Source organism: Pseudomonas sp. RW407, assembly GCF_003176655.1.
GTDB lineage: Bacteria > Pseudomonadota > Gammaproteobacteria > Pseudomonadales > Pseudomonadaceae > Pseudomonas > Pseudomonas delhiensis.
In genome coordinates this window covers 146503-163410 of the sequence record NZ_QGSL01000091.1, presented here as the reverse complement: position 1 = coordinate 163410, position 16908 = coordinate 146503, and the positions used below count along the sequence as shown (strand labels likewise).

The 16908-nt window shown below is 71.3% G+C and carries 16 protein-coding genes; 12 read left to right on the top strand and 4 right to left on the bottom strand.

The window, feature by feature from the left end; translation table 11 throughout:
* Window positions 1–47: 47 nt before the first annotated feature.
* Window positions 48–2756 carry a hypothetical protein gene (locus DK254_RS13085; protein WP_109934110.1) on the bottom strand — a complete coding sequence of 903 codons (2709 nt, stop codon included), beginning with the start codon at window positions 2754–2756 and terminating at the stop codon, window positions 48–50.
* A gap of 150 nt (window positions 2757–2906) precedes the next feature.
* Between DK254_RS13085 and DK254_RS13080 the strand changes: the two genes are divergently transcribed.
* On the top strand, window positions 2907–3464 hold the full coding sequence (locus tag DK254_RS13080) for a GNAT family N-acetyltransferase (RefSeq protein ID WP_109934109.1): 558 nt from the start codon (window positions 2907–2909) through the stop codon (window positions 3462–3464).
* Here the strand turns inward: DK254_RS13080 and DK254_RS13075 are convergent.
* Window positions 3440–4828, bottom strand: a complete 1389-nt coding sequence (locus DK254_RS13075; RefSeq protein WP_109934108.1) for a PLP-dependent aminotransferase family protein — start codon at window positions 4826–4828, stop codon at window positions 3440–3442. The two genes, DK254_RS13080 and DK254_RS13075, sit on opposite strands and share 25 nt — an antisense overlap.
* A gap of 146 nt (window positions 4829–4974) precedes the next feature.
* Between DK254_RS13075 and DK254_RS13070 the strand changes: the two genes are divergently transcribed.
* From DK254_RS13070 to DK254_RS13045, 6 genes are all read left to right on the top strand, one after another.
* On the top strand, window positions 4975–6255 hold the full coding sequence (locus DK254_RS13070) for a hydroxymethylglutaryl-CoA reductase, degradative (protein ID WP_109934107.1): 1281 nt from the start codon (window positions 4975–4977) through the stop codon (window positions 6253–6255).
* Window positions 6252–7163, top strand: coding sequence for a hydroxymethylglutaryl-CoA lyase (locus tag DK254_RS13065; RefSeq protein WP_109934106.1), 912 nt, complete (start codon window positions 6252–6254; stop codon window positions 7161–7163). Before DK254_RS13070 ends, DK254_RS13065 begins: the two co-directional genes overlap by 4 nt.
* 53 nt (window positions 7164–7216) lie before the next feature.
* Window positions 7217–7708, top strand: coding sequence for a hypothetical protein (locus DK254_RS13060; protein ID WP_109934105.1), 492 nt, complete (start codon window positions 7217–7219; stop codon window positions 7706–7708).
* Window positions 7708–9090, top strand: a complete 1383-nt coding sequence (locus DK254_RS13055; protein WP_109934104.1) for a tripartite tricarboxylate transporter permease — start codon at window positions 7708–7710, stop codon at window positions 9088–9090. Before DK254_RS13060 ends, DK254_RS13055 begins: the two co-directional genes overlap by 1 nt.
* A gap of 98 nt (window positions 9091–9188) precedes the next feature.
* Entirely contained in the window at window positions 9189–10454 is a 1266-nt protein-coding gene (locus DK254_RS13050) for an OprD family porin (RefSeq protein ID WP_089393236.1), read from the top strand.
* 138 nt (window positions 10455–10592) lie between these two features.
* The gene (locus DK254_RS13045; protein WP_109934103.1) at window positions 10593–11060 is read left to right on the top strand and encodes an aminoacyl-tRNA deacylase; all 468 of its coding nucleotides are present in this window, start codon (window positions 10593–10595) and stop codon (window positions 11058–11060) included.
* 49 nt (window positions 11061–11109) lie between these two features.
* On the opposite strand, the gene DK254_RS13040 is transcribed toward DK254_RS13045, so the two are convergent.
* On the bottom strand, window positions 11110–12015 hold the full coding sequence (locus DK254_RS13040; RefSeq protein ID WP_109934102.1) for a LysR family transcriptional regulator: 906 nt from the start codon (window positions 12013–12015) through the stop codon (window positions 11110–11112).
* Window positions 12016–12115: 100 nt separating this feature from the next.
* On the opposite strand from DK254_RS13040, the gene DK254_RS13035 reads away from it, so the two are divergent.
* From DK254_RS13035 to ycaC, 3 genes are all read left to right on the top strand, one after another.
* Window positions 12116–12982, top strand: coding sequence for a pirin family protein (locus tag DK254_RS13035; RefSeq protein ID WP_109934101.1), 867 nt, complete (start codon window positions 12116–12118; stop codon window positions 12980–12982).
* A gap of 100 nt (window positions 12983–13082) precedes the next feature.
* The gene (locus DK254_RS13030) at window positions 13083–13769 is read left to right on the top strand and encodes a hydrolase (RefSeq protein WP_109934100.1); all 687 of its coding nucleotides are present in this window, start codon (window positions 13083–13085) and stop codon (window positions 13767–13769) included.
* Between the two features lie 55 nt (window positions 13770–13824).
* Window positions 13825–14451, top strand: a complete 627-nt coding sequence (ycaC, locus tag DK254_RS13025) for an isochorismate family cysteine hydrolase YcaC (protein ID WP_109934099.1) — start codon at window positions 13825–13827, stop codon at window positions 14449–14451.
* A 246-nt stretch (window positions 14452–14697) separates the two neighbouring features.
* On the opposite strand, the gene DK254_RS13020 is transcribed toward ycaC, so the two are convergent.
* Window positions 14698–15597 carry a LysR substrate-binding domain-containing protein gene (locus tag DK254_RS13020; protein ID WP_109934098.1) on the bottom strand — a complete coding sequence of 300 codons (900 nt, stop codon included), beginning with the start codon at window positions 15595–15597 and terminating at the stop codon, window positions 14698–14700.
* A 118-nt stretch (window positions 15598–15715) separates the two neighbouring features.
* Here DK254_RS13020 and DK254_RS13015 point away from each other — a divergent pair, with 118 nt between their 5' ends.
* Complete coding sequence (locus tag DK254_RS13015; RefSeq protein WP_109934097.1) at window positions 15716–16543, top strand: MaoC family dehydratase N-terminal domain-containing protein; 828 nt, start codon at window positions 15716–15718, stop codon at window positions 16541–16543.
* 20 nt (window positions 16544–16563) lie between these two features.
* A partial coding sequence (locus tag DK254_RS13010) for an acyl-CoA dehydrogenase family protein (RefSeq protein ID WP_146219606.1) occupies window positions 16564–16908 on the top strand: 345 nt, incomplete at its 3' end.

Below are 16908 nucleotides of genomic sequence, written 5' to 3'. Positions count from 1 at the left end.
TTCCGTCACTACAGGCGTTCTCCTGGCAGGGGAGCGGCGCCCCTGCCTCAATGGATGTCCAGGTAATCCCACAGTTCCCGCGCGACCTGGCCGTCGCCGAACAGCAGGCGGCCTATGTCCAGGCCGAGCTGGCGGTAGCTCTCGAACTGCGCCTCGTCGAAGAACTGGTCGGCGGTGGTCTGGTTGGGGAACTCGGGGTTTTCGCGGGCGTAGTTGAGCACATCCGCGGACATGCCGGCGATCCGCCGTGGCTTGAGCACCAGCAGCCAGCGGCGCGGCGGCGCCTCCGGGCGGGGCGGGCGCGCCTCGCCATCGGCGCAGTCGCTCACCTCGAACAGCAGCGCGCACTTGCTGGCGTTCGTTGCCGGCGGCTGGCGGAACTCCTCCAGGCTGCCGAACACCTTGGCCAGCACCGGGTTGCGCAGCACGCCACTGTCCTCGCGCACTTCCAGGTGGTGGTCGATGCGCGCCAGGCGCACCAGGTTGGCCAGGTCGTCGAAGCGGTAGTCGGCGTCGCAGCCGCAGTCGCACACCAGCGTCAGCTCGATGTCACGCCCCGGGCGCAGCAGTTCGTAGCCGGCGGTGTTCTCGAAATGGCCGCCGTCGGACAGGTACTGGTACTCGCGGCGGTGGCCGTGGAAGTGCGCGGTCAGCTCGTAGAGCAGGTAGGTCTGCGTCGGCAGCAGGCTGGCGAAGCCCGGGGCCTGGTCGTGCACGGCCTCGAAACGGCTCGGCCACCAGACGCCCAGGCGCACGTTGGCCAGGCCCAGCACCAGCGAATAGCCCAGGCTGGTGGCGCGGCCCAGGCCGGTGCTGACCGCGGCGCCGGAGATGCCCACCCACTGGCCGATGCTCAGCGGCATGCCGATTTCCGAGGCCAGGCCCGTGGCCGGGCCGCGGCGTTGCGGCGTGCCGTCGTAGATGAAGGCCGGCTCGCTGATGTGCCGGCCGCCGGGCGCCAGGCACAGCGGCTTGCCCTTGCGGTCGCGCTGGACCAGTTGCTCGGCGGGGTCGACGGTCAGGTTCAGGGTGACGTTGAGCAGGTGCAGCGGGCCGGCGGTGGGCGGGCCGTAGTAGTGCTCCACGGCGAGGTCGTCGCCGCGCTGCGGCTCGGCGACGCTCATCTGGCGCTTGCGGGTGGCGCTGTCGGTTTCCGCGAAGCGTTCGCCGTTCGAGGCGCCCAGGTAGGCGCGGGTCAGCCGCGCGGCGTAGTAGGGCTGCAGCGTCGAGGTATTGAGGAAGCCGACGAACTGGCTGTTCAGCAAGGCCACCAGCAGCGCCGAGAGGCCGAGCAGGAACAGCCGCAGCAGGGCGCCGTCCTGGTCGAGGCGGACGGCGCCGTCGGCGCCCACCCAGAGGGCGAACAGCGCCCAGGCCAGGCACACCACGGACAGCAACAGCACACCGGCGATCAGCCCTAGCACGTCCAGCGGCAGCTTCGCCAGCCAGCCGGGGATGGCCTTCTCGTCCTTGAACACCGCCAGCTTGCGCACCAGCCAGATCAGCAGCGGCAGCACCCCGCCCACGCCGGCGGCCCAGGGGCCGTGCAGCTTCTCGTAGAGTTCCTCGGCGAGGAGGCCGAGCAGGGCCAGGTAGAGCAGGGCGGCGGTGAGGATCAGCGCCTGGCTGAGGCAGCGGGTCACCAGCACCCGGTAGTTGCGGACCGAGTCGGGGCCAAGCTCGTCGCGCGGCCCCGGCCGCACCCAGGCGGCGAACTGCAGCAGCCAGTTGCGGGCCACCCCGCGCAGCACACCGGTGCCTTGCAGGGTGCCCGCCAGGCGCTCGATGGCGGCACCCAGGCGCGCCCGCGGGCCGCTGCCGCCACCGGGGCGCGGTCGCTTCGGCGCCATGCGGCGGACCAGCAGGGCGGCGGCGAGCATGGCCAGCGCCACCACCACCGCGGCCACCAGGTGCCAGGCGGCCAGTGGCCCGTAGCCCAGCAGCAGGCACAGCACGCAGCCGATGGCCAGCGCGATGAACATCGCCAGCGTGGCGCCGGCGGCCCAGTTGAACAGGCTCGGCCGTTCGTCCAGGTCGTTGCGCGGGATGACCTGCCAGTAGGCGATCACCAGCGGCAGCACGGCGAAGACGAACAGCGCGGCGGGCGCCAGCAGCAGGTTGGCGGTCAGCGCCAGGCGGAACAGGTACAGCAGGGCGAAGGCCAGCAGCAGCGGCATGCCGATCACCAGGTGCAGCGACAGCCAGTTGCGCCAAGTCATCGCCAGGGCATAGAACATGTCTCCAGCCCCGGTGGGGGTGAGGTAGCGGCCGTTCTCCCGCAGCCAGGCGCCGGGCGCCCCGAGGATGTTGGCGCCCTGGTAGTCGGTGCTGGTGCTGATGCGCCCCGGCGGTTCGTGGCGCAACACGCCATAGGCGTCCAGGGCGGCCTGGCGTGCATCGCTGGCCGGCGCCGGCGGGTGGCGCGGCGGCAGTTCGCGCAGGCGCCCGGGCAGGAACAGGCTGTAGAGGAAGCTGCCGACGTAGCCGCCACCGCTGACCGTGGACAGGTAGTCGAAGTCCGCCAGCAGCGGCGGCGCCTCGCCCTGCGCCTGCTCGCCGCGGCGCGGCGACGGTGCCCGGGCCAGGGCCTGCAGCACGCCCAGGCAGAAGGTGGCGCTGCGGATGCCGCCGCCGGACAGCCCCAGCCCCCACTTGTACGCATCGGCGTTCAGGCCGAGGCTTTCGCGGCGGAAGGCGATGCGCTCCCGTTCGTTCTCCAGCTGGGGCTCCAGCGGGTCCTTTTGCACGCGGGGCATGGGCGTCCTCCTTGGCGTGGCACGCTGCCAATCGGCCGGGCTAATCGAAGTAAAGCAGGCGCCGGGAACCCCGCCAGCGACCGCCCGTCCCGCCGCCGCCCGACGCAGCCGGGAGGTGCCGGCGGCGCCGGGCTGAGGTAGTCTGGCCGAATGCCGCCACCTGAAGAGACGCCACCCGTGGAGTACCGCCTGACCACCCGCGACGCCGTGCTGGTACGCCCCAGCCTGGCGCTCTGCGAACCCTTGCGCCGGGCCCTGCAGGACAGCTACGCGGAGCACGCGCCCTTCCTCGACTGGGTGACGCCGCAGGTGAGCGCCGAGCAGGTGCTGCGCTCGCTCAAGGGCGCCATCGCCAACTACGCCGCGCCCCTGGCGGAGAAGCGCCTGTTCCTGCTCTCCGCCGACCGCGCCGAAGTGATCGGCTGCATCGGCCTGCAACCCCGGGGCAGGGGCGACAGCTACGTGATCGGCTACTGGGCCAGTTCGCGCTTCGCCGGCCAGGGCTACCTGAGCGCGGCCCTGCGCGAGGTCTGCGCGCAACTGCCGAGGGCCAGGCTTTACCTCACCACGTCCTCGGCCAACCCGCGCAGCCAGCGCCTGGCCGAGGCCGCCGGCTTCTGCCTGGTGCGCACCCTGCGCGGGGCGCGCAACGATGCCTGGCATGGCACCCAGGACACCCTGGTCTACCGCCGCGCGCCCCGGGCCTGACGCACGCAGGCGGCGAACAGCGGGTCCTGCAGGTAGGCGACGTTCAGGCGCATCCAGGGGTTGGCCTGGCCGCGATCGGTGCTGAAGATGGCGCCCGGCGCCAGGGCCAGGCCCTGGGGCAGCGTGGTGCGGGTGAAGGCCGCGGCGTCGTCGATGTGCGGGAAGCGCGCCCAGAGGTACAGGCTCTGCTGCGGGCGGCACAGCACCTCGGCGTCCAACTCGTCCAGCACCGCCAGCGCGGCGCGGGTGGCCTCGGCGACCTGGGCCTGCAGGCGGGTGAGGTGGCGCAGGAAGTAGCCTTCGCCCAGCGCCACGTCCACGGTGCGCTCGCACAGCTCCGAGCAACTGGTGTGCAGCAGCATCTTCAGGTCCGCCAGTTCCTCGATGCGCTCGCGGCTGCCGGCGATGAAGCCGACCCGCAGCGAGGCCGAGATCGACTTGGAGAAGCTGCCGACGTAGAGCGTGCGGCGCAGCTGGTCGAGGGTGGCGACCTTGATCGCCGAACTGGGCTTGAAGTCGGCCAGGGCGTCGTCCTCCACCAGCAGCAGGTCGTGCTCGTCGGCCAGCTTCAGCAACTGGTGCGCCTTCACCGGCGAAATGTCCGAGCCGGTGGGGTTGTGCCCCACCGATTGCAGGAAGAACAGCTTCGGCCGTTCGTGGCGCAGCAACTGCTCCAGCACCTGCAGGTCCGGCCCGTCGGCCAGGCGCGGCACGCTGAGCATGCGCGCGCCCTGCAGCTGCAGCTTGCCGAACAGCGGGTAGTAGCCGGGGTTCTCCACCAGCACCGCGTCGCCGGGGGCGACGAAGCGCCGGACGATCAGGTCCAGCGCATGGTTGGCGCCGTGGGTGGTGAGGAGCTGCCGCGGGTTGCCGTCGATGGCGTAGCCGGCCAGGCGGCGCACCAGGCTCTGGCGCAGCGCCGGGTTGCCCAGGCGGTTGCCGTAGCGGAACAGCGAATTGGCGTCGGTGCGCAGCACCTGGCGGGTGAAGCGGTCCAGGCGCATGTCCTGCAGCCAGGCCACCGGCGGGAAGCCTTCGCCCAGTGGCGCCCGGGCCGGCTCGCGGACGAACTGCTGGCGCATCATCCAGATGGTGTCCAGGGCGCGGGTGTAGGGCAGCGGCTCCTCGGCCTCGCTGCCGCGCGGGACGCTGGCGCGGACGAAGAAGCCCTTGCCGTGGCGCGCCTCCACCAGGCCCTGGGCGGCCAGCAGCTCGTAGGCGGTGATCACGGTGTTCTTCGAGTGGCCGTGCAGGCGCATGTACTCGCGCAGCGAGGGCAGGCGGTCGCCGCGCTGCAGCGCGCCTTCGCGGATCTGTCGGGCGAGGGACTGGGCGACCTGCTCGGCGAGGGTCTGGCGGGGCACGGCGCTCTCCGGGAGTGTCATGGGTACAGTGTGGGTACTGTTGCAGCCAACTGTACCTTCATCGACGGGACCAGTCATAGCACCTTAGGGCCTCGGGCGGCCCCGGCGCCGCCCGCATCCCACAAGAACCACAACGGACGCCCACGATGCCCATCGATTCCCGCCTTCCCGAATTCCGCAACCTGTCGCCTCGCCAGCGCCTCGACCAGCTCGCGGCCCTGCTGCAGCTGCCCGAGCTGCAGCGCCTGGCCGAACCCGGTGCGCTGCCGCTGGAGGTGGCCAACGGCATGATCGAGAACGTGCTCGGCACCTTCGAGCTGCCCTATGCGGTAGCCAGCAACTTCGCGGTCAACGGCCGCGAGCTGCTGGTGCCGATGGTGGTGGAGGAACCCTCGATCGTCGCCGCGGCTTCCTACATGGCCAAGCTGGCCCGCGCCGGCGGCGGTTTCCGCACCTCCAGCAGCGCGCCGCTGATGCGTGCCCAGGTCCAGCTGGTGGGCCTGGGCGACCCGTTCAACGCGCGCCTGGCGCTGCTGCGGCACAAGGAAGAGATACTCGAGCTGGCCAACCGCAAGGACCAGCTGCTCAACAGCCTGGGCGGCGGCTGCCGCGACCTGGAGGTGCACTGCTTCGCCGACAGCCCGCGCGGGCCGATGCTGGTGGCGCACCTGATCGTCGACGTGCGCGACGCCATGGGCGCCAACACGGTGAACACCATGGCCGAGGCGGTGGCCCCGCTGATGGAGCGCATCACCGGCGGCCAGGCGCGCCTGCGCATCCTCTCCAACCTGGCCGACCTGCGCCTGGCCCGGGCCCAGGTGCGCATCGCCCCACAACAGCTGCAGTCACGGGACTACAGCGGCGAGGCGGTGATCGAGGGCATCCTCGACGCCTACTGCTTCGCCGCCGTCGACCCCTACCGTGCGGCCACCCACAACAAGGGCATCATGAACGGCATCGACCCCCTGATCGTCGCCACCGGCAACGACTGGCGCGCCGTGGAGGCGGGCGCCCATGCCTACGCCTGCCGCAGCGGCCACTACGGCTCGCTGACCACCTGGGAGAAGGACGCCGAAGGGCACCTGGTGGGCAGCATCGAGATGCCCATGCCGGTGGGCCTGGTCGGCGGCGCCACGCGCACCCACCCGCTGGCCCAGCTGTCGCTGCGCATCCTCGCCGTGCAGAGCGCCCAGGAACTGGCGGAAATCGCCGTGGCCGTGGGCCTGGCGCAGAACCTCGGGGCCCTGCGCGCCCTGGCCTGCGAAGGCATCCAGCGCGGCCACATGGCCCTGCACGCGCGCAACATCGCCCTGGTGGCCGGCGCCCGCGGCGAGGAAGTGGACTGGCTGGCGCGGCGCCTGGTGGAAGCCGGCGACGTGCGTGCCGACCGCGCGGTGGAACTGCTGCGCGAAAGGCGTGGCGCATGAGCGGCCGGGTGAAAATCGTCGAGGTCGGCCCGCGCGACGGCCTGCAGAACGAGCCCCAGGCGCTGCCGGTGGCGGCGCGCGTCGAACTGGTCGAGCAACTGGCCGACACCGGGCTGCGGCACATCGAGGCCGGCGCCTTCGTCTCGCCGCGCTGGGTGCCGCAGATGGCCGACAGCGGCGAGGTGCTGCGCCGCCTCGGGCGCAGGCCCGGGGTGCGCTTCAGCGCCCTGGTGCCCAACCAGCAGGGCCTGGAGGCGGCGCTGGCGGCGGGCTGCGAGGAGGTGGCGGTGTTCGCCGCCGCCTCCGAGGCCTTCTCCCAACGCAACATCAACTGCTCCATCGCCGACAGCCTGCGCCGCTTCGAGCCGGTGCTGGCGCTGGCCCGCGAGCGCGGCGTGCGGGTGCGCGGCTACGTGTCCTGCGTGCTCGATTGCCCCTACGGCGGCCCGGTGGCGCCGCAACGGGCCGGCGAGGTGGCGCAGCGCCTGTACGAGCTGGGCTGCTACGAGATCAGCCTGGGCGACACCCTCGGCAAGGGCACCCCGGATGCCACTGCGCGGCTGGTGGAGCACTGCGCCGAACGCCTGCCGCTGGCAGCCCTCGCCGGGCACTTCCACGACACCTTCGGCATGGCCGTTGCCAACGTGCACGCGGCCTTGCAGGCCGGCGTGCGCACCTTCGACAGCTCGCTGGCCGGCCTCGGCGGCTGCCCCTATTCGCCGGGCGCCAGCGGCAACGTCGCCACCGAGGATGTGCTGCACCTGCTGCACGGCATGGGCTACGCCACCGGCGTCGACCTGCCGGCCGTGGCCCGCCTGGGCACGGCCATCAGCCAGCGGCTGGGCCGGCCCAACGCCTCGCGCGCCGGCCGCGCCCTGGCCGCCGCAGGCGGTGAGCGGCACCCCTGAAACAGCGCAACCGCAACATAACAACAAGAGCCCAACAGGGCAGGAGCCTTACCATGAACACCCACGAAACGGCGCCGTCGACGGCGCCTGGTCCCCATCCCGAAGCCCGGCTCTACGAGGTCTGGGGCGACACCATCGACAGCCGCCACCTGGCTGGCGCCATCGCCATAGGCGCCGCGGTCAGCCTGGGCGCCTTCCTGCTCGCCGAGCGGCTGTTCCTCGGCCTCGTCGACTCCAGCCAGATGGCCCGCGCCTACGCCATGCTGGTGGGCATCCTCGGCTGCCTGGCCGGCGGGGCGATCAGCGCCATGCTGTTCAAGCCCAAGCGCCTGGTGGTCGAGCATGTGGCCGACGCGGCCTGGCGCGAGCAGGCCCTGCGCGAGCTGGAGGCCGAGTACGGCGGCCTCGGCGAGCTGCGCGACCTGCCGCCGGAAGTGCTGGCGGAGCTGAAGGAGGTCCAGCTGTACGACCTGTTCGCCCAGGCCCACGGGGCCGCGGAGAAACGCGTGCCTGCCGCGGCGCCGGTGATGGGAGGGGCGGCCTGATGGAGCTGTTCCTCGACCAACTGCCCGTCGCGCTGCTGATGGCGGTGATCGGCGCCGTGGCCTTCGCCGCCATCGGCCTGGTCTCCGGCAGCGACGAAACCACCACCCTGGCGCCGCTGACCCTGCTGGTGGTGCTGCTGGGCGTGGCCCCGGCCGGGGTGTTCGCCTTCTTCCTCGCCGGCGCGGTGGCCAAGCACATGACCCACGCGGTGCCCACGGCGCTGCTGGGCATCCCCGGCGACACCATGGCCACGCCGCTGATGCGCGAGGCGAACTTCCTGCGCAACCTCGGCGTGCCGCACATCGCCCTGCGCAAGATGATCTCCGGCGCGGTGCTGGCGGCGTTCATCGCGGTGCCCCTGGCGGTGCTCTTCGCGGTGCTGCTGGCCCCCTTCGGCGAGGCCATCAAGCAGGCGGCGCCCTGGGTGTTCCTCTGCGCGGCCCTGGCCATCGCCTGGTTCTCCGCCGGGCGCTGGGCCGCGCTGCTGGCCCTGGGGCCCTTCGTGCTGCTGATCGTGGCGCTGCAGGCGCTGACCGCCCAGCACGGGGTGAAGCTGGCGGTCAGCTACTTCCTCGGCATCGCCGTGGGGCCGCTGATCGTCTCGCTGTTCGCCCTGCTGGCGCCGGCCGAACGCCAGCGCATGCGCCGCAGCGAGCCGCGCACCTTCGCCCTGGCGCCGGACGTGAAGGGCTGGGACGGCTACTTCCCCAACCCGCTGAAGGTGCTCGACCGCCGCCAGACCGGCTGGACCCTCGGCACCGCCGCCGTCTCCAGCGCCACCTTCGTGTTCAGCCCGGTGGCCATGACGGTGATCCTCGGCGAGATCGTCGGCTCGCGCATCCGCCATGCCTACCACCGCCTGACCTCGGTGCTGGCGGCGCGCAACGGGGTGACCGAGTCCACCTACATCGCCGAGGCGCTGATCCCGCTGATCGCCTTCGGCCTGCCGCTCAGCCCGGTGGCGGCGGGCCCCGCGGCGCCGCTGTTCAACGCGCCGCCACGCTTCTACGTGGATGCCGCCAGCGGCCAGGTGCACAACCTGCACAGCCTGATGGAACCCTGGGAATTCCTGGTGTTCGGCCTGCTGGCGGTGCTGGTGGCGGTGCTGATCGCCTATCCCTTCGCGATGAACTTCGCCCACCGCGCGGCCTCGTTCGTCTCGCGGCGAGTCAGCCACGAGGCGGTGATCGCCACCTTCGTCGGCCTGATCCTGGTGATCGGCCTGTGGGAGGGCGGGGTGCTGGGCCTGCTGGTGATCCTCGGCGTGGGCCTGGTCGGCGGCCTGCTCGGCCGCTTCCTCGGCTTCAACATCGGCGTGCAGTTCATGGGCTACTACACCGCCGTCCTCAGCGTGCCGGCGCTGCTCGCGCTGGCCGGCTGAGCCATCCGGAGGCCGCCGCGCCTCCATCCCCGGCCGCGTCCCGCCGTTGCCCCGCAGCGGTGCGGCGGCCTTCGTCCCGAGAAAAGGAAACAACAACAATGACAATCCTTGCCAACCCGCTGTCCACCCCCGGCCGTCGCCTGTTCGGCCTCACCTCCGCCTGCCTGCTGGCCAGCGGCGAGAGCCTGGCCGGGGGCTTCGCCGAGGATGCGCAGGCCTCGCTGAACCTGCGCAACTTCTACATCAACCGCAATTTCGTCGACGCCGACTTCCCCCGCGCCAAGGCCGAGGAATGGACGCAGAGCTTCATCCTCGACGCCCGCTCCGGCTATACGCCAGGCGTCCTGGGCCTGGGCGTCGACGTGCTGGGCCTGTACTCGCTGAAGCTGGACGGCGGCAAGGGCACCGCCGACACCCAGTTGCTGCCGCTGCACGACGACGGCCGCCCGGCGGACGACTTCGGGCGCCTGGCGGTGGCGGCCAAGGCGCGGCTGGCCAACAGCGAGCTGAAGGTCGGCGAGTGGATGCCCAGCCTGCCGGTGCTGCGCGCCGACGACGGCCGCTCGCTGCCGCAGACCCTGCGCGGCGCCCAGCTCAGCGTGCGGGAGATCGACGGCCTGGGCCTGTACGCCGGGCAGTTCCGCAGCAACAGCCCGCGCAACGACGCCAGCCAGGACGACCTGTCCATGGCCGGGCGCCCGGACGCCACCTCCGACCGCTTCGACTTCGCCGGCGCCGAGTACCGCTTCAACGGCCAGGCCACGCAGCTGGGCCTGTGGCACGCGCGGCTGGAGGACATCTACCGCCAGCAGTACGTCAACCTGCGCCACAGCCAGGGGCTGGGCGACTGGCGCCTGGGCGCCGACCTCGGCTACTTCGTCGGCCGCGAGGATGGCGCCGCCCGCGCCGGCGAGCTGGACAACCGCACCCTGTCGCTGCTGCTCTCGGCGGGGCAGGGTGGCCACACCTTCTACCTGGGCCTGCAGCGGCTGTCCGGCGACAGTGGCTGGATGCGGGTGAACGGCAGCGCCGGCGGCAGCCTGGCCAACGACAGCTTCAACTCCAGCTACGACCAGGCCCGCGAGCGCTCCTGGCAACTGCGCTACGACTACGACTTCGCCGCTGCCGGGGTGCCGGGGCTGACGTTCATGACGCGCTACATCCGCGGCAGCAACGTGCACACCCGCGATACCGCCGACGGCCGCGAGCGCGGGCGCGAGACGGAGCTGGGCTACGTGGTGCAGAGCGGCCCGTTCAAGCGCCTGAACCTGCGCCTGCGCAACGCCAGCATCCGCCGCGACTTCAGCAGCAACGCCTTCGACGAGTACCGGCTGATCCTCAACTACCCGCTCCCGCTGTTCTGACGCCCCTGGTCGGCCCGCCGCCCGTGCCGGGGCGGCGGCGCTAGACTGGAAGCAAACGGGGAGCGGGAGGCTCCCCCGCAGCCGGCCGCGCCGGCGCCACGGGGCAGTGGGGCGGCGCCGCTTTCCCGGAGGTGTGCCATGAGCATGTCCAGTCGTTTGCAGAGCTGCCTGTCGCAGCACCAGAGTCGCTACGATCTGCTGCCCCACGCCACGTCCATGACCACCCGCGAGGCCGCCCGCCGCGCCGGCGTGCCGCCGCAGCAGATGGCCAAGCCGGTGATCCTCGACGACTTCCAGGGCCACTGGCTGATGGCCGTGGTGCCGGCCAGCCGCCAGGTCGACCTGCACAAGGTGCACAAGCTCACCCGGCGCAACTGGCGCCTGGCCCACGAGGGCGATTTCTCCGCGCGCTTCGAGGACTGCGCGCCCGGCGCCATCCCGGCGGTGGGCAGCCTGTTCGGCCTGGAGACGCTGATCGACGAATCCCTGGGCGAGCAATCGGACATCTACTTCGAAGCTGGCGACCACAACGCCGTGGTGCACATGAGCGGCCGCCAGTACCTGGAGCTGATGCCCGAGGCACGGCAGGGGCGCTTCTGCGAATAGTGCGGGCCTCGAACCTTTTCCGATCCTGCGCCGCCAGCGACCGGCGGGTTCAGGCCATGTCGCTGTGGGCGAAGCCCTGGCCGAGGAAGTCCAGCAAGCCGCGCACCGACGGCAGCAGGCCGCGCCGGGAAGGGTAGACGGCGTGCACGATGCCGGTACGTGGCGCCCAGTCCGGCAGCAGGTTGACCAGGCTGCCGTCGGCCAGCGCCTCGCGCACCACCACCGACGGCAGGTGCACGGCGCCCACCCCGGCCACCGCCGCCTGGCGCAGGGCTAGCAGGTCGTCGGTGACCAGCCGCGGCTGGTAGCGGGCCTGGGCGCGGGCGCCGTCGGGGCCGTCCAGCTGCCACTGGTAGTCGCGCTGCGGCGAGCCCCAGTGCAGCGTCGGCAGCGCCGCCACCTCGGTGGGCGAGGGGCGCTCGCTCAGGCGCTGGCGTAGGGCCGGCGCGCCCACCACCAGCTGCCGGCTCTCGCCCAGCACCTTCATCACCAGTTCGCTGCCCTCCAGCGGCGGGAAGCGCACGCGCAGGGCGATGTCGAAGCCTTCCTGGATCAGGTCCACCTGGCGGTTGGTGGCCTCCACCTGCAGCTCCACCAGCGGGTAGCGCAGCATGAACTCGGCCAGCATCGGGCCGACCCAGAAGTTCAGCAGCGCCGTGGGGCAGCTCAGCCGCACCCGGCCCTGGGGTTCGGCGCGGTGGCGCTCGATGACCTCGGCGGCGCCCTCGGCCTCCACCAGCATGGCCAGGCAGTGGCGATAGTATTCCTGGCCGATCTCGGTCACCGAGAAGTGCCGGGTGGAACGCTGGATCAGGCGCACGCCCAGGCGTTCCTCGAGGGCGGCGATGCGCCGGCTGAGCTTCGACTTGGGTTCGCCCAGGGCCCGGCCGGCCGGGGCGAAGCCGCCGTGCTCGACCACCTGGGCGAAGTAGTAGAGGTCGTTGAGGTCTTCCACGACGGTGTTCTCCAAATGGAACGCTGAGGATGATTTTCGCAGTCTACCGACTGTAGCGTTGCGATTCTAAGGTGTCTCCATGCACTCAGGAGGCACCCCCATGAAAGACATCCTCGGTATCTACAGCGCCCCGCGCCCGCACTGGGTCGGCGACGGCTTCCCGGTCCGCTCGCTGTTCTCCTACGACCGCCTGGGCGACCAGCTCAGCCCCTTCCTGCTGCTCGACCATGCCGGGCCGCACGACTTCCCCGGCGACGGCGCGCGCCGTGGCGTCGGCCAGCACCCGCACCGCGGCTTCGAGACCGTGACCCTCGTCTACCAGGGCGAGCTGGAGCACCGCGACTCCAGCGGCGCCGGCGGGCGCATCGGTCCCGGTGACGTGCAATGGATGACCGCCGGCGGCGGCATCCTCCACGAGGAGTACCACGCCCCGGCCTTCGCCCGCAGCGGCGGCACCCTGCACATGGCGCAGCTGTGGGTGAACCTGCCGGCCCGGGACAAGCTCACCGCGCCGGCCTACCAGACCCTGCTGGACGCCAGCATCCCCCGCGTCGAACTGCCCGGCGGCGCCGGCCAGCTGCGGGTGATCGCCGGCGACTACCGCGGCCACCGCGGCCCGGCCCACACCTTCAGCCCGCTGGACGTCTGGGACCTGCGGCTGAACCCCGGCAAGGCCTTCGAACTGCGCGTCGAACCGGGCCGCAACACGGCGCTGGTGGTGCTGCGCGGCAGCCTGCGGCTGAACGGCGAGGAGCGGGCGGGCGAGGGCCAACTGGTGCTGTTCGAGCGGCGCGGCGACGCCATCCACCTGGAGGCCGAGAGCGACGCCCTGGTGCTGCTGCTCAGCGGCGAACCGCTGGACGAGCCCATCGTCGGCTACGGCCCCTTCGTCATGAACACCAGCGAACAGATCGAGCAGGCCCTCGACGACTTCCGCCGCGGGCGTTTCGGACAGATGGCCGGCTGATCGTCACATGCCGGACTCGGCCAGCGCCTAGTCTGGTTGAACGCCCGCGCAGGGACGTGCGGGCCATCCGGGCGGGAGGCCCACTTGCGAGGAAACGAAGATGAGCAACTTCAGTAACATCGCCAACTTCAACGGCCAGCGCCCGGTGATCGATCCCGACGACACCGCCATGCTGCTGATCGACCACCAGAGCGGGCTGTTCCAGACGGTCAAGGACATGCCCATGACCGAACTGCGCGCCAACGCCATCACCCTGGCCAAGATCGCCAGCCTGGCGAAGATCCCGGTGATCACCACCGCTTCGGTGCCACAAGGCCCCAACGGCCCGCTGATCCCCGAGATCCACGAGGCCGCGCCCCATGCCCAGTACGTGGCGCGCAAGGGCGAGATCAACGCCTGGGACAACCCCGAGTTCGTCGCCGCGGTGGAGAAGACCGGCAAGAAGACCCTGGTCATCGCCGGCACCATCACCAGCGTGTGCATGGCCTTCCCGGCGATCGCCGCGGTCAACGCCGGCTACCGGGTATTCGCGGTGATCGACGCTTCCGGCACCTACTCCAAGGCCGCCCAGGAAATCACCCTGGCCCGCGTGGTGCAGGCCGGCGTGGTGCCCATGGACACCGCCGCGGTGTGCTCGGAAATCCAGCGCACCTGGAACCGCCCCGACGCCGCCGAGTGGGCCGAGGCCTACAGCCACATCTTCCCGCACTACCGCCTGCTGATCGAAAGCTACACCAAGGCCCAGGAAGTGGTGAGCAACCACGAGGTACTGGACTCGCAACGCTGACCCCCGACCGCGCCCGGCGCAAGCCGGGCCTTCCCACCGCAAGAGGAAAAGCGCAATGAGCAAGCCCTACGTCCGTCTCGACAAGTCCCAGGCCGCCGTGCTGCTGGTCGACCACCAGGCCGGGTTGCTGTCCCTGGTGCGCGACATCGAGCCGGACAAGTTCAAGAACAACGTGCTGGCCCTGGCCGACCTGGCCAAGTACTTCAAGCTGCCGACCATCCTCACCACCAGCTTCGAGAGCGGCCCCAACGGCCCGCTGGTGCCGGAGCTGAAGGAACTCTTCCCGGACGCCCCGTACATCGCCCGCCCGGGCAACATCAACGCCTGGGACAACGAGGACTTCGTCAAGGCGGTCAAGGCCACCGGCAAGAAGCAGCTGATCATCGCCGGCGTGGTCACCGAGGTGTGCGTGGCCTTCCCGGCGCTGTCGGCCCTGGAGGAAGGCTTCGACGTCTTCGTGGTCGCCGACGCCTCCGGCACCTTCAACGAAGTCACCCGCGACGCCGCCTGGCGCCGCATGGAAGCCGCCGGTGCACAGCTGATGACCTGGTTCGGCGTGGCGTGCGAACTGCACCGCGACTGGCGCAACGACATCGAGGGCCTGGCCGCGCTGTTCTCCAACCACATCCCGGACTACCGCAACCTGATCACCAGCTACAGCACGCTGACCGCCGCCAAGTGAGCCCGGCGCGCACCGGTGCAGCGGTGCGCACGGCCCAACGGACCGCCAGCCGGGGACGTCCGGCGTGGCCGGTGAGTCCAATCGCGGACAAAAGTCCGCTCCTACGCCCGTGCTTCCCTGTAACCGTAGGAGCGGACTCTGTCCGCGATTCGGCGGATAACGCCGTAGGCGTTATGCGCCCTACGAACGCGCAGCCGAGGGCTGGGGAGAGGGCGCTCTTAAACCCCATCCGCAACCGCCCCCACGCTACCCCCCATCTCCCACCTGGCGCAGCAGTTCCACCAGCGTCCGCGCGCAGCCCGGCAGTGCCTCGCGCTCGCGCACCAGCACGCTGCGTTCGCGCACCACCCAGGGCTCGTCCAGCTGCAGGATGCTCAGCCCCATGCTGCGCTGGTGGCGGCGCGCGGCGGTTTCCGGGAGCACGCCGATGCCCACCCCGGCCTCGATCATCCGGCAGGCCGCCTCGAAGCTGGCCACCTGGATGCGCAGGTTGAGGGTGCCGCCCAGGCGTTCCACCTGCTCGCGCAGGAAGCTCTGCAGGGTGCTGCCCTCGTGCAGGCCGACGTGGAAATAGCCGAGTGTGTCGGCCAGGGTGGGCGGGCGGCCCAGGTGTTCCAGGGCATGGCCGGGCGGCACCGCCAGCACCAGGTGGTCGGTGCTGAAGTGGAGGATTTCCAGGCCCTCGGCGCGCACCGGGCCGGCGACTATGCCCAGGTCCGCCGAGCCGTCGAGGATGGCCCGGACGATGTCGCGGTTCAGGCGCTCCTGCAGGTCCACGGTGACCGCGGGGCGCGCGGCGAGGAAGCCGGCCAGCACCTCCGGGAGGAACTCGGTGACCGCCGTGGTGTTGGCGAAGATGCGGATGTGCCCGGCCTGGTCGCCGCCCTGTTCGCCGAAGTCGTCCTTGAGCCGCTCCACCTGGCGCAGGATCAGCCGCGCGTGCTGCAGCAGGCGCTGGCCGCTGGGGGTCAGCTCGACGCCGCGGTTGTCGCGGTACAGCAGGCGGCTGTCGAGCTGGCTTTCCAGGGCCTTGATGCGGGCGCTGGCGGCGGCGGCCGAGAGGTGCGCGCGGCGGGCGCCCTGGGTCAGGCTGGGGGATTCGGCGATGTGCACGAAGAGGCGCAGGTCGGCCAGGTCGAAATGCATGGCGGGGCGTCCGGATGGCGTTCGGTTTCGGTTAACGCTGGATTATGGAAATGCGGATTCACGGAACGCAAGCCAACTTGCATGCTGTTCGGAAATTTCCCGGTCAGAGACACTGAGCATGAGCGAATCTTCCTACAAGGCCTGGATAGGCCGCAGCCAGGAAAGCCGCGAGGAGCTGAGCACGCTGCTGGTTAGCCGCCTGGCCGCCACCCTCGGCGAGCAGGCCCCGGCCGCCGGCGAGGCGCTGCCGCCGCTGTGGCACTGGGCATTCTTCCAGGACGCCGTGGCCGAGGCCGGCCTGGGCGCCGACGGCCACCCGGCGCGCGGCGGCTTCCTGCCGCCGGCGGACGGGCGCAACCGCATGTGGGCCGGCGGCCGCCTGGAGTTCCACGCGCCGCTGCGCGTCGGCCGCGAGGCCAGCCGGGTGACCCGCATCCTGAACGTCGAGGAAAAGCACGGCCGCACCGGCGCGCTGCTGTTCGTCACCCTACGCCACGACTACCTGCAGGACGGCCACCTGGCCCTGCGCGAGGAGCAGGACATCGTCTACCGCGAACCCAGCCCGCCCAAGCTCGGCGGCACCGAGGCGCTGCCCGAAGGCGCCTGGCGCGAGGCGGTGGAACCCAGCCCGGTGCTGCTGTTCCGCTATTCCGCGGTGACCTTCAACGGCCACCGCATCCACTACGACTGGCCCTACGTCACCGAGGCCGAGGGCTACCCGGGCCTGGTGGTGCACGGCCCGCTGATCGCCACCCTGAGCCTGCGCGCCTTCTGCCGCGCCAACCCGCAGGCGCGCCTGCGCCGCTTCGCCTACCGCGGCCTGCGCCCGCTGATCTGCCCCGAGCCCTTCGAGCTGGGCGGCCGCCCCAGCGGCCCCGGCAAGGCCGAGGTCTGGGCCGGCAACGGCGCCGGCATCGCCCAGCGCGGCGAAGTGGAATTCGACTGAACCCCCATCGAGGAACCCCCATGAGCAGCACCCCGGAAGAACTGCAGGCCATCCGCGAAGGCGTGCGCGCCCTGTGCGCGGAATACGGCAGCGCCTACTGGCGCGAGATCGACGAGCGCAAGGGCTTCCCCGAAGCCTTCGTCAAGGCCATGACCGAGGCCGGCTGGCTGTCGGCGATGATCCCCGAGGAATACGGCGGCTCCGGCCTGGGCCTGGCCGAGGCCTCGGTGATCCTCGAGGAGGTCAACCGCTGCGGCGGCAACTCCGGGACCATCCACGGGCAGATGTACAACATGTTCACCCTGCTGCGTAACGGCAGCGAGGAGCAGAAGCGCTACTACCTGCCCAGGCTCGCCAGCGGCGAG

Coding starts and splice junctions, on each gene's coding strand:
- DK254_RS13080 (WP_109934109.1), top strand. CDS start 2,907: ATGCCGCCACCTGAAGAGACGCCACCCGTGGAGTACCGCCTGACCACC.
- DK254_RS13050 (WP_089393236.1), top strand. CDS start 9,189: ATGACAATCCTTGCCAACCCGCTGTCCACCCCCGGCCGTCGCCTGTTC.
- DK254_RS13015 (WP_109934097.1), top strand. CDS start 15,716: ATGAGCGAATCTTCCTACAAGGCCTGGATAGGCCGCAGCCAGGAAAGC.
- DK254_RS13065 (WP_109934106.1), top strand. CDS start 6,252: ATGAGCGGCCGGGTGAAAATCGTCGAGGTCGGCCCGCGCGACGGCCTG.
- DK254_RS13070 (WP_109934107.1), top strand. CDS start 4,975: ATGCCCATCGATTCCCGCCTTCCCGAATTCCGCAACCTGTCGCCTCGC.
- DK254_RS13020 (WP_109934098.1), bottom strand. CDS start 15,597: ATGCATTTCGACCTGGCCGACCTGCGCCTCTTCGTGCACATCGCCGAA.
- DK254_RS13060 (WP_109934105.1), top strand. CDS start 7,217: ATGAACACCCACGAAACGGCGCCGTCGACGGCGCCTGGTCCCCATCCC.
- ycaC (WP_109934099.1), top strand. CDS start 13,825: ATGAGCAAGCCCTACGTCCGTCTCGACAAGTCCCAGGCCGCCGTGCTG.
- DK254_RS13055 (WP_109934104.1), top strand. CDS start 7,708: ATGGAGCTGTTCCTCGACCAACTGCCCGTCGCGCTGCTGATGGCGGTG.
- DK254_RS13030 (WP_109934100.1), top strand. CDS start 13,083: ATGAGCAACTTCAGTAACATCGCCAACTTCAACGGCCAGCGCCCGGTG.
- DK254_RS13045 (WP_109934103.1), top strand. CDS start 10,593: ATGAGCATGTCCAGTCGTTTGCAGAGCTGCCTGTCGCAGCACCAGAGT.
- DK254_RS13035 (WP_109934101.1), top strand. CDS start 12,116: ATGAAAGACATCCTCGGTATCTACAGCGCCCCGCGCCCGCACTGGGTC.
- DK254_RS13085 (WP_109934110.1), bottom strand. CDS start 2,756: ATGCCCCGCGTGCAAAAGGACCCGCTGGAGCCCCAGCTGGAGAACGAA.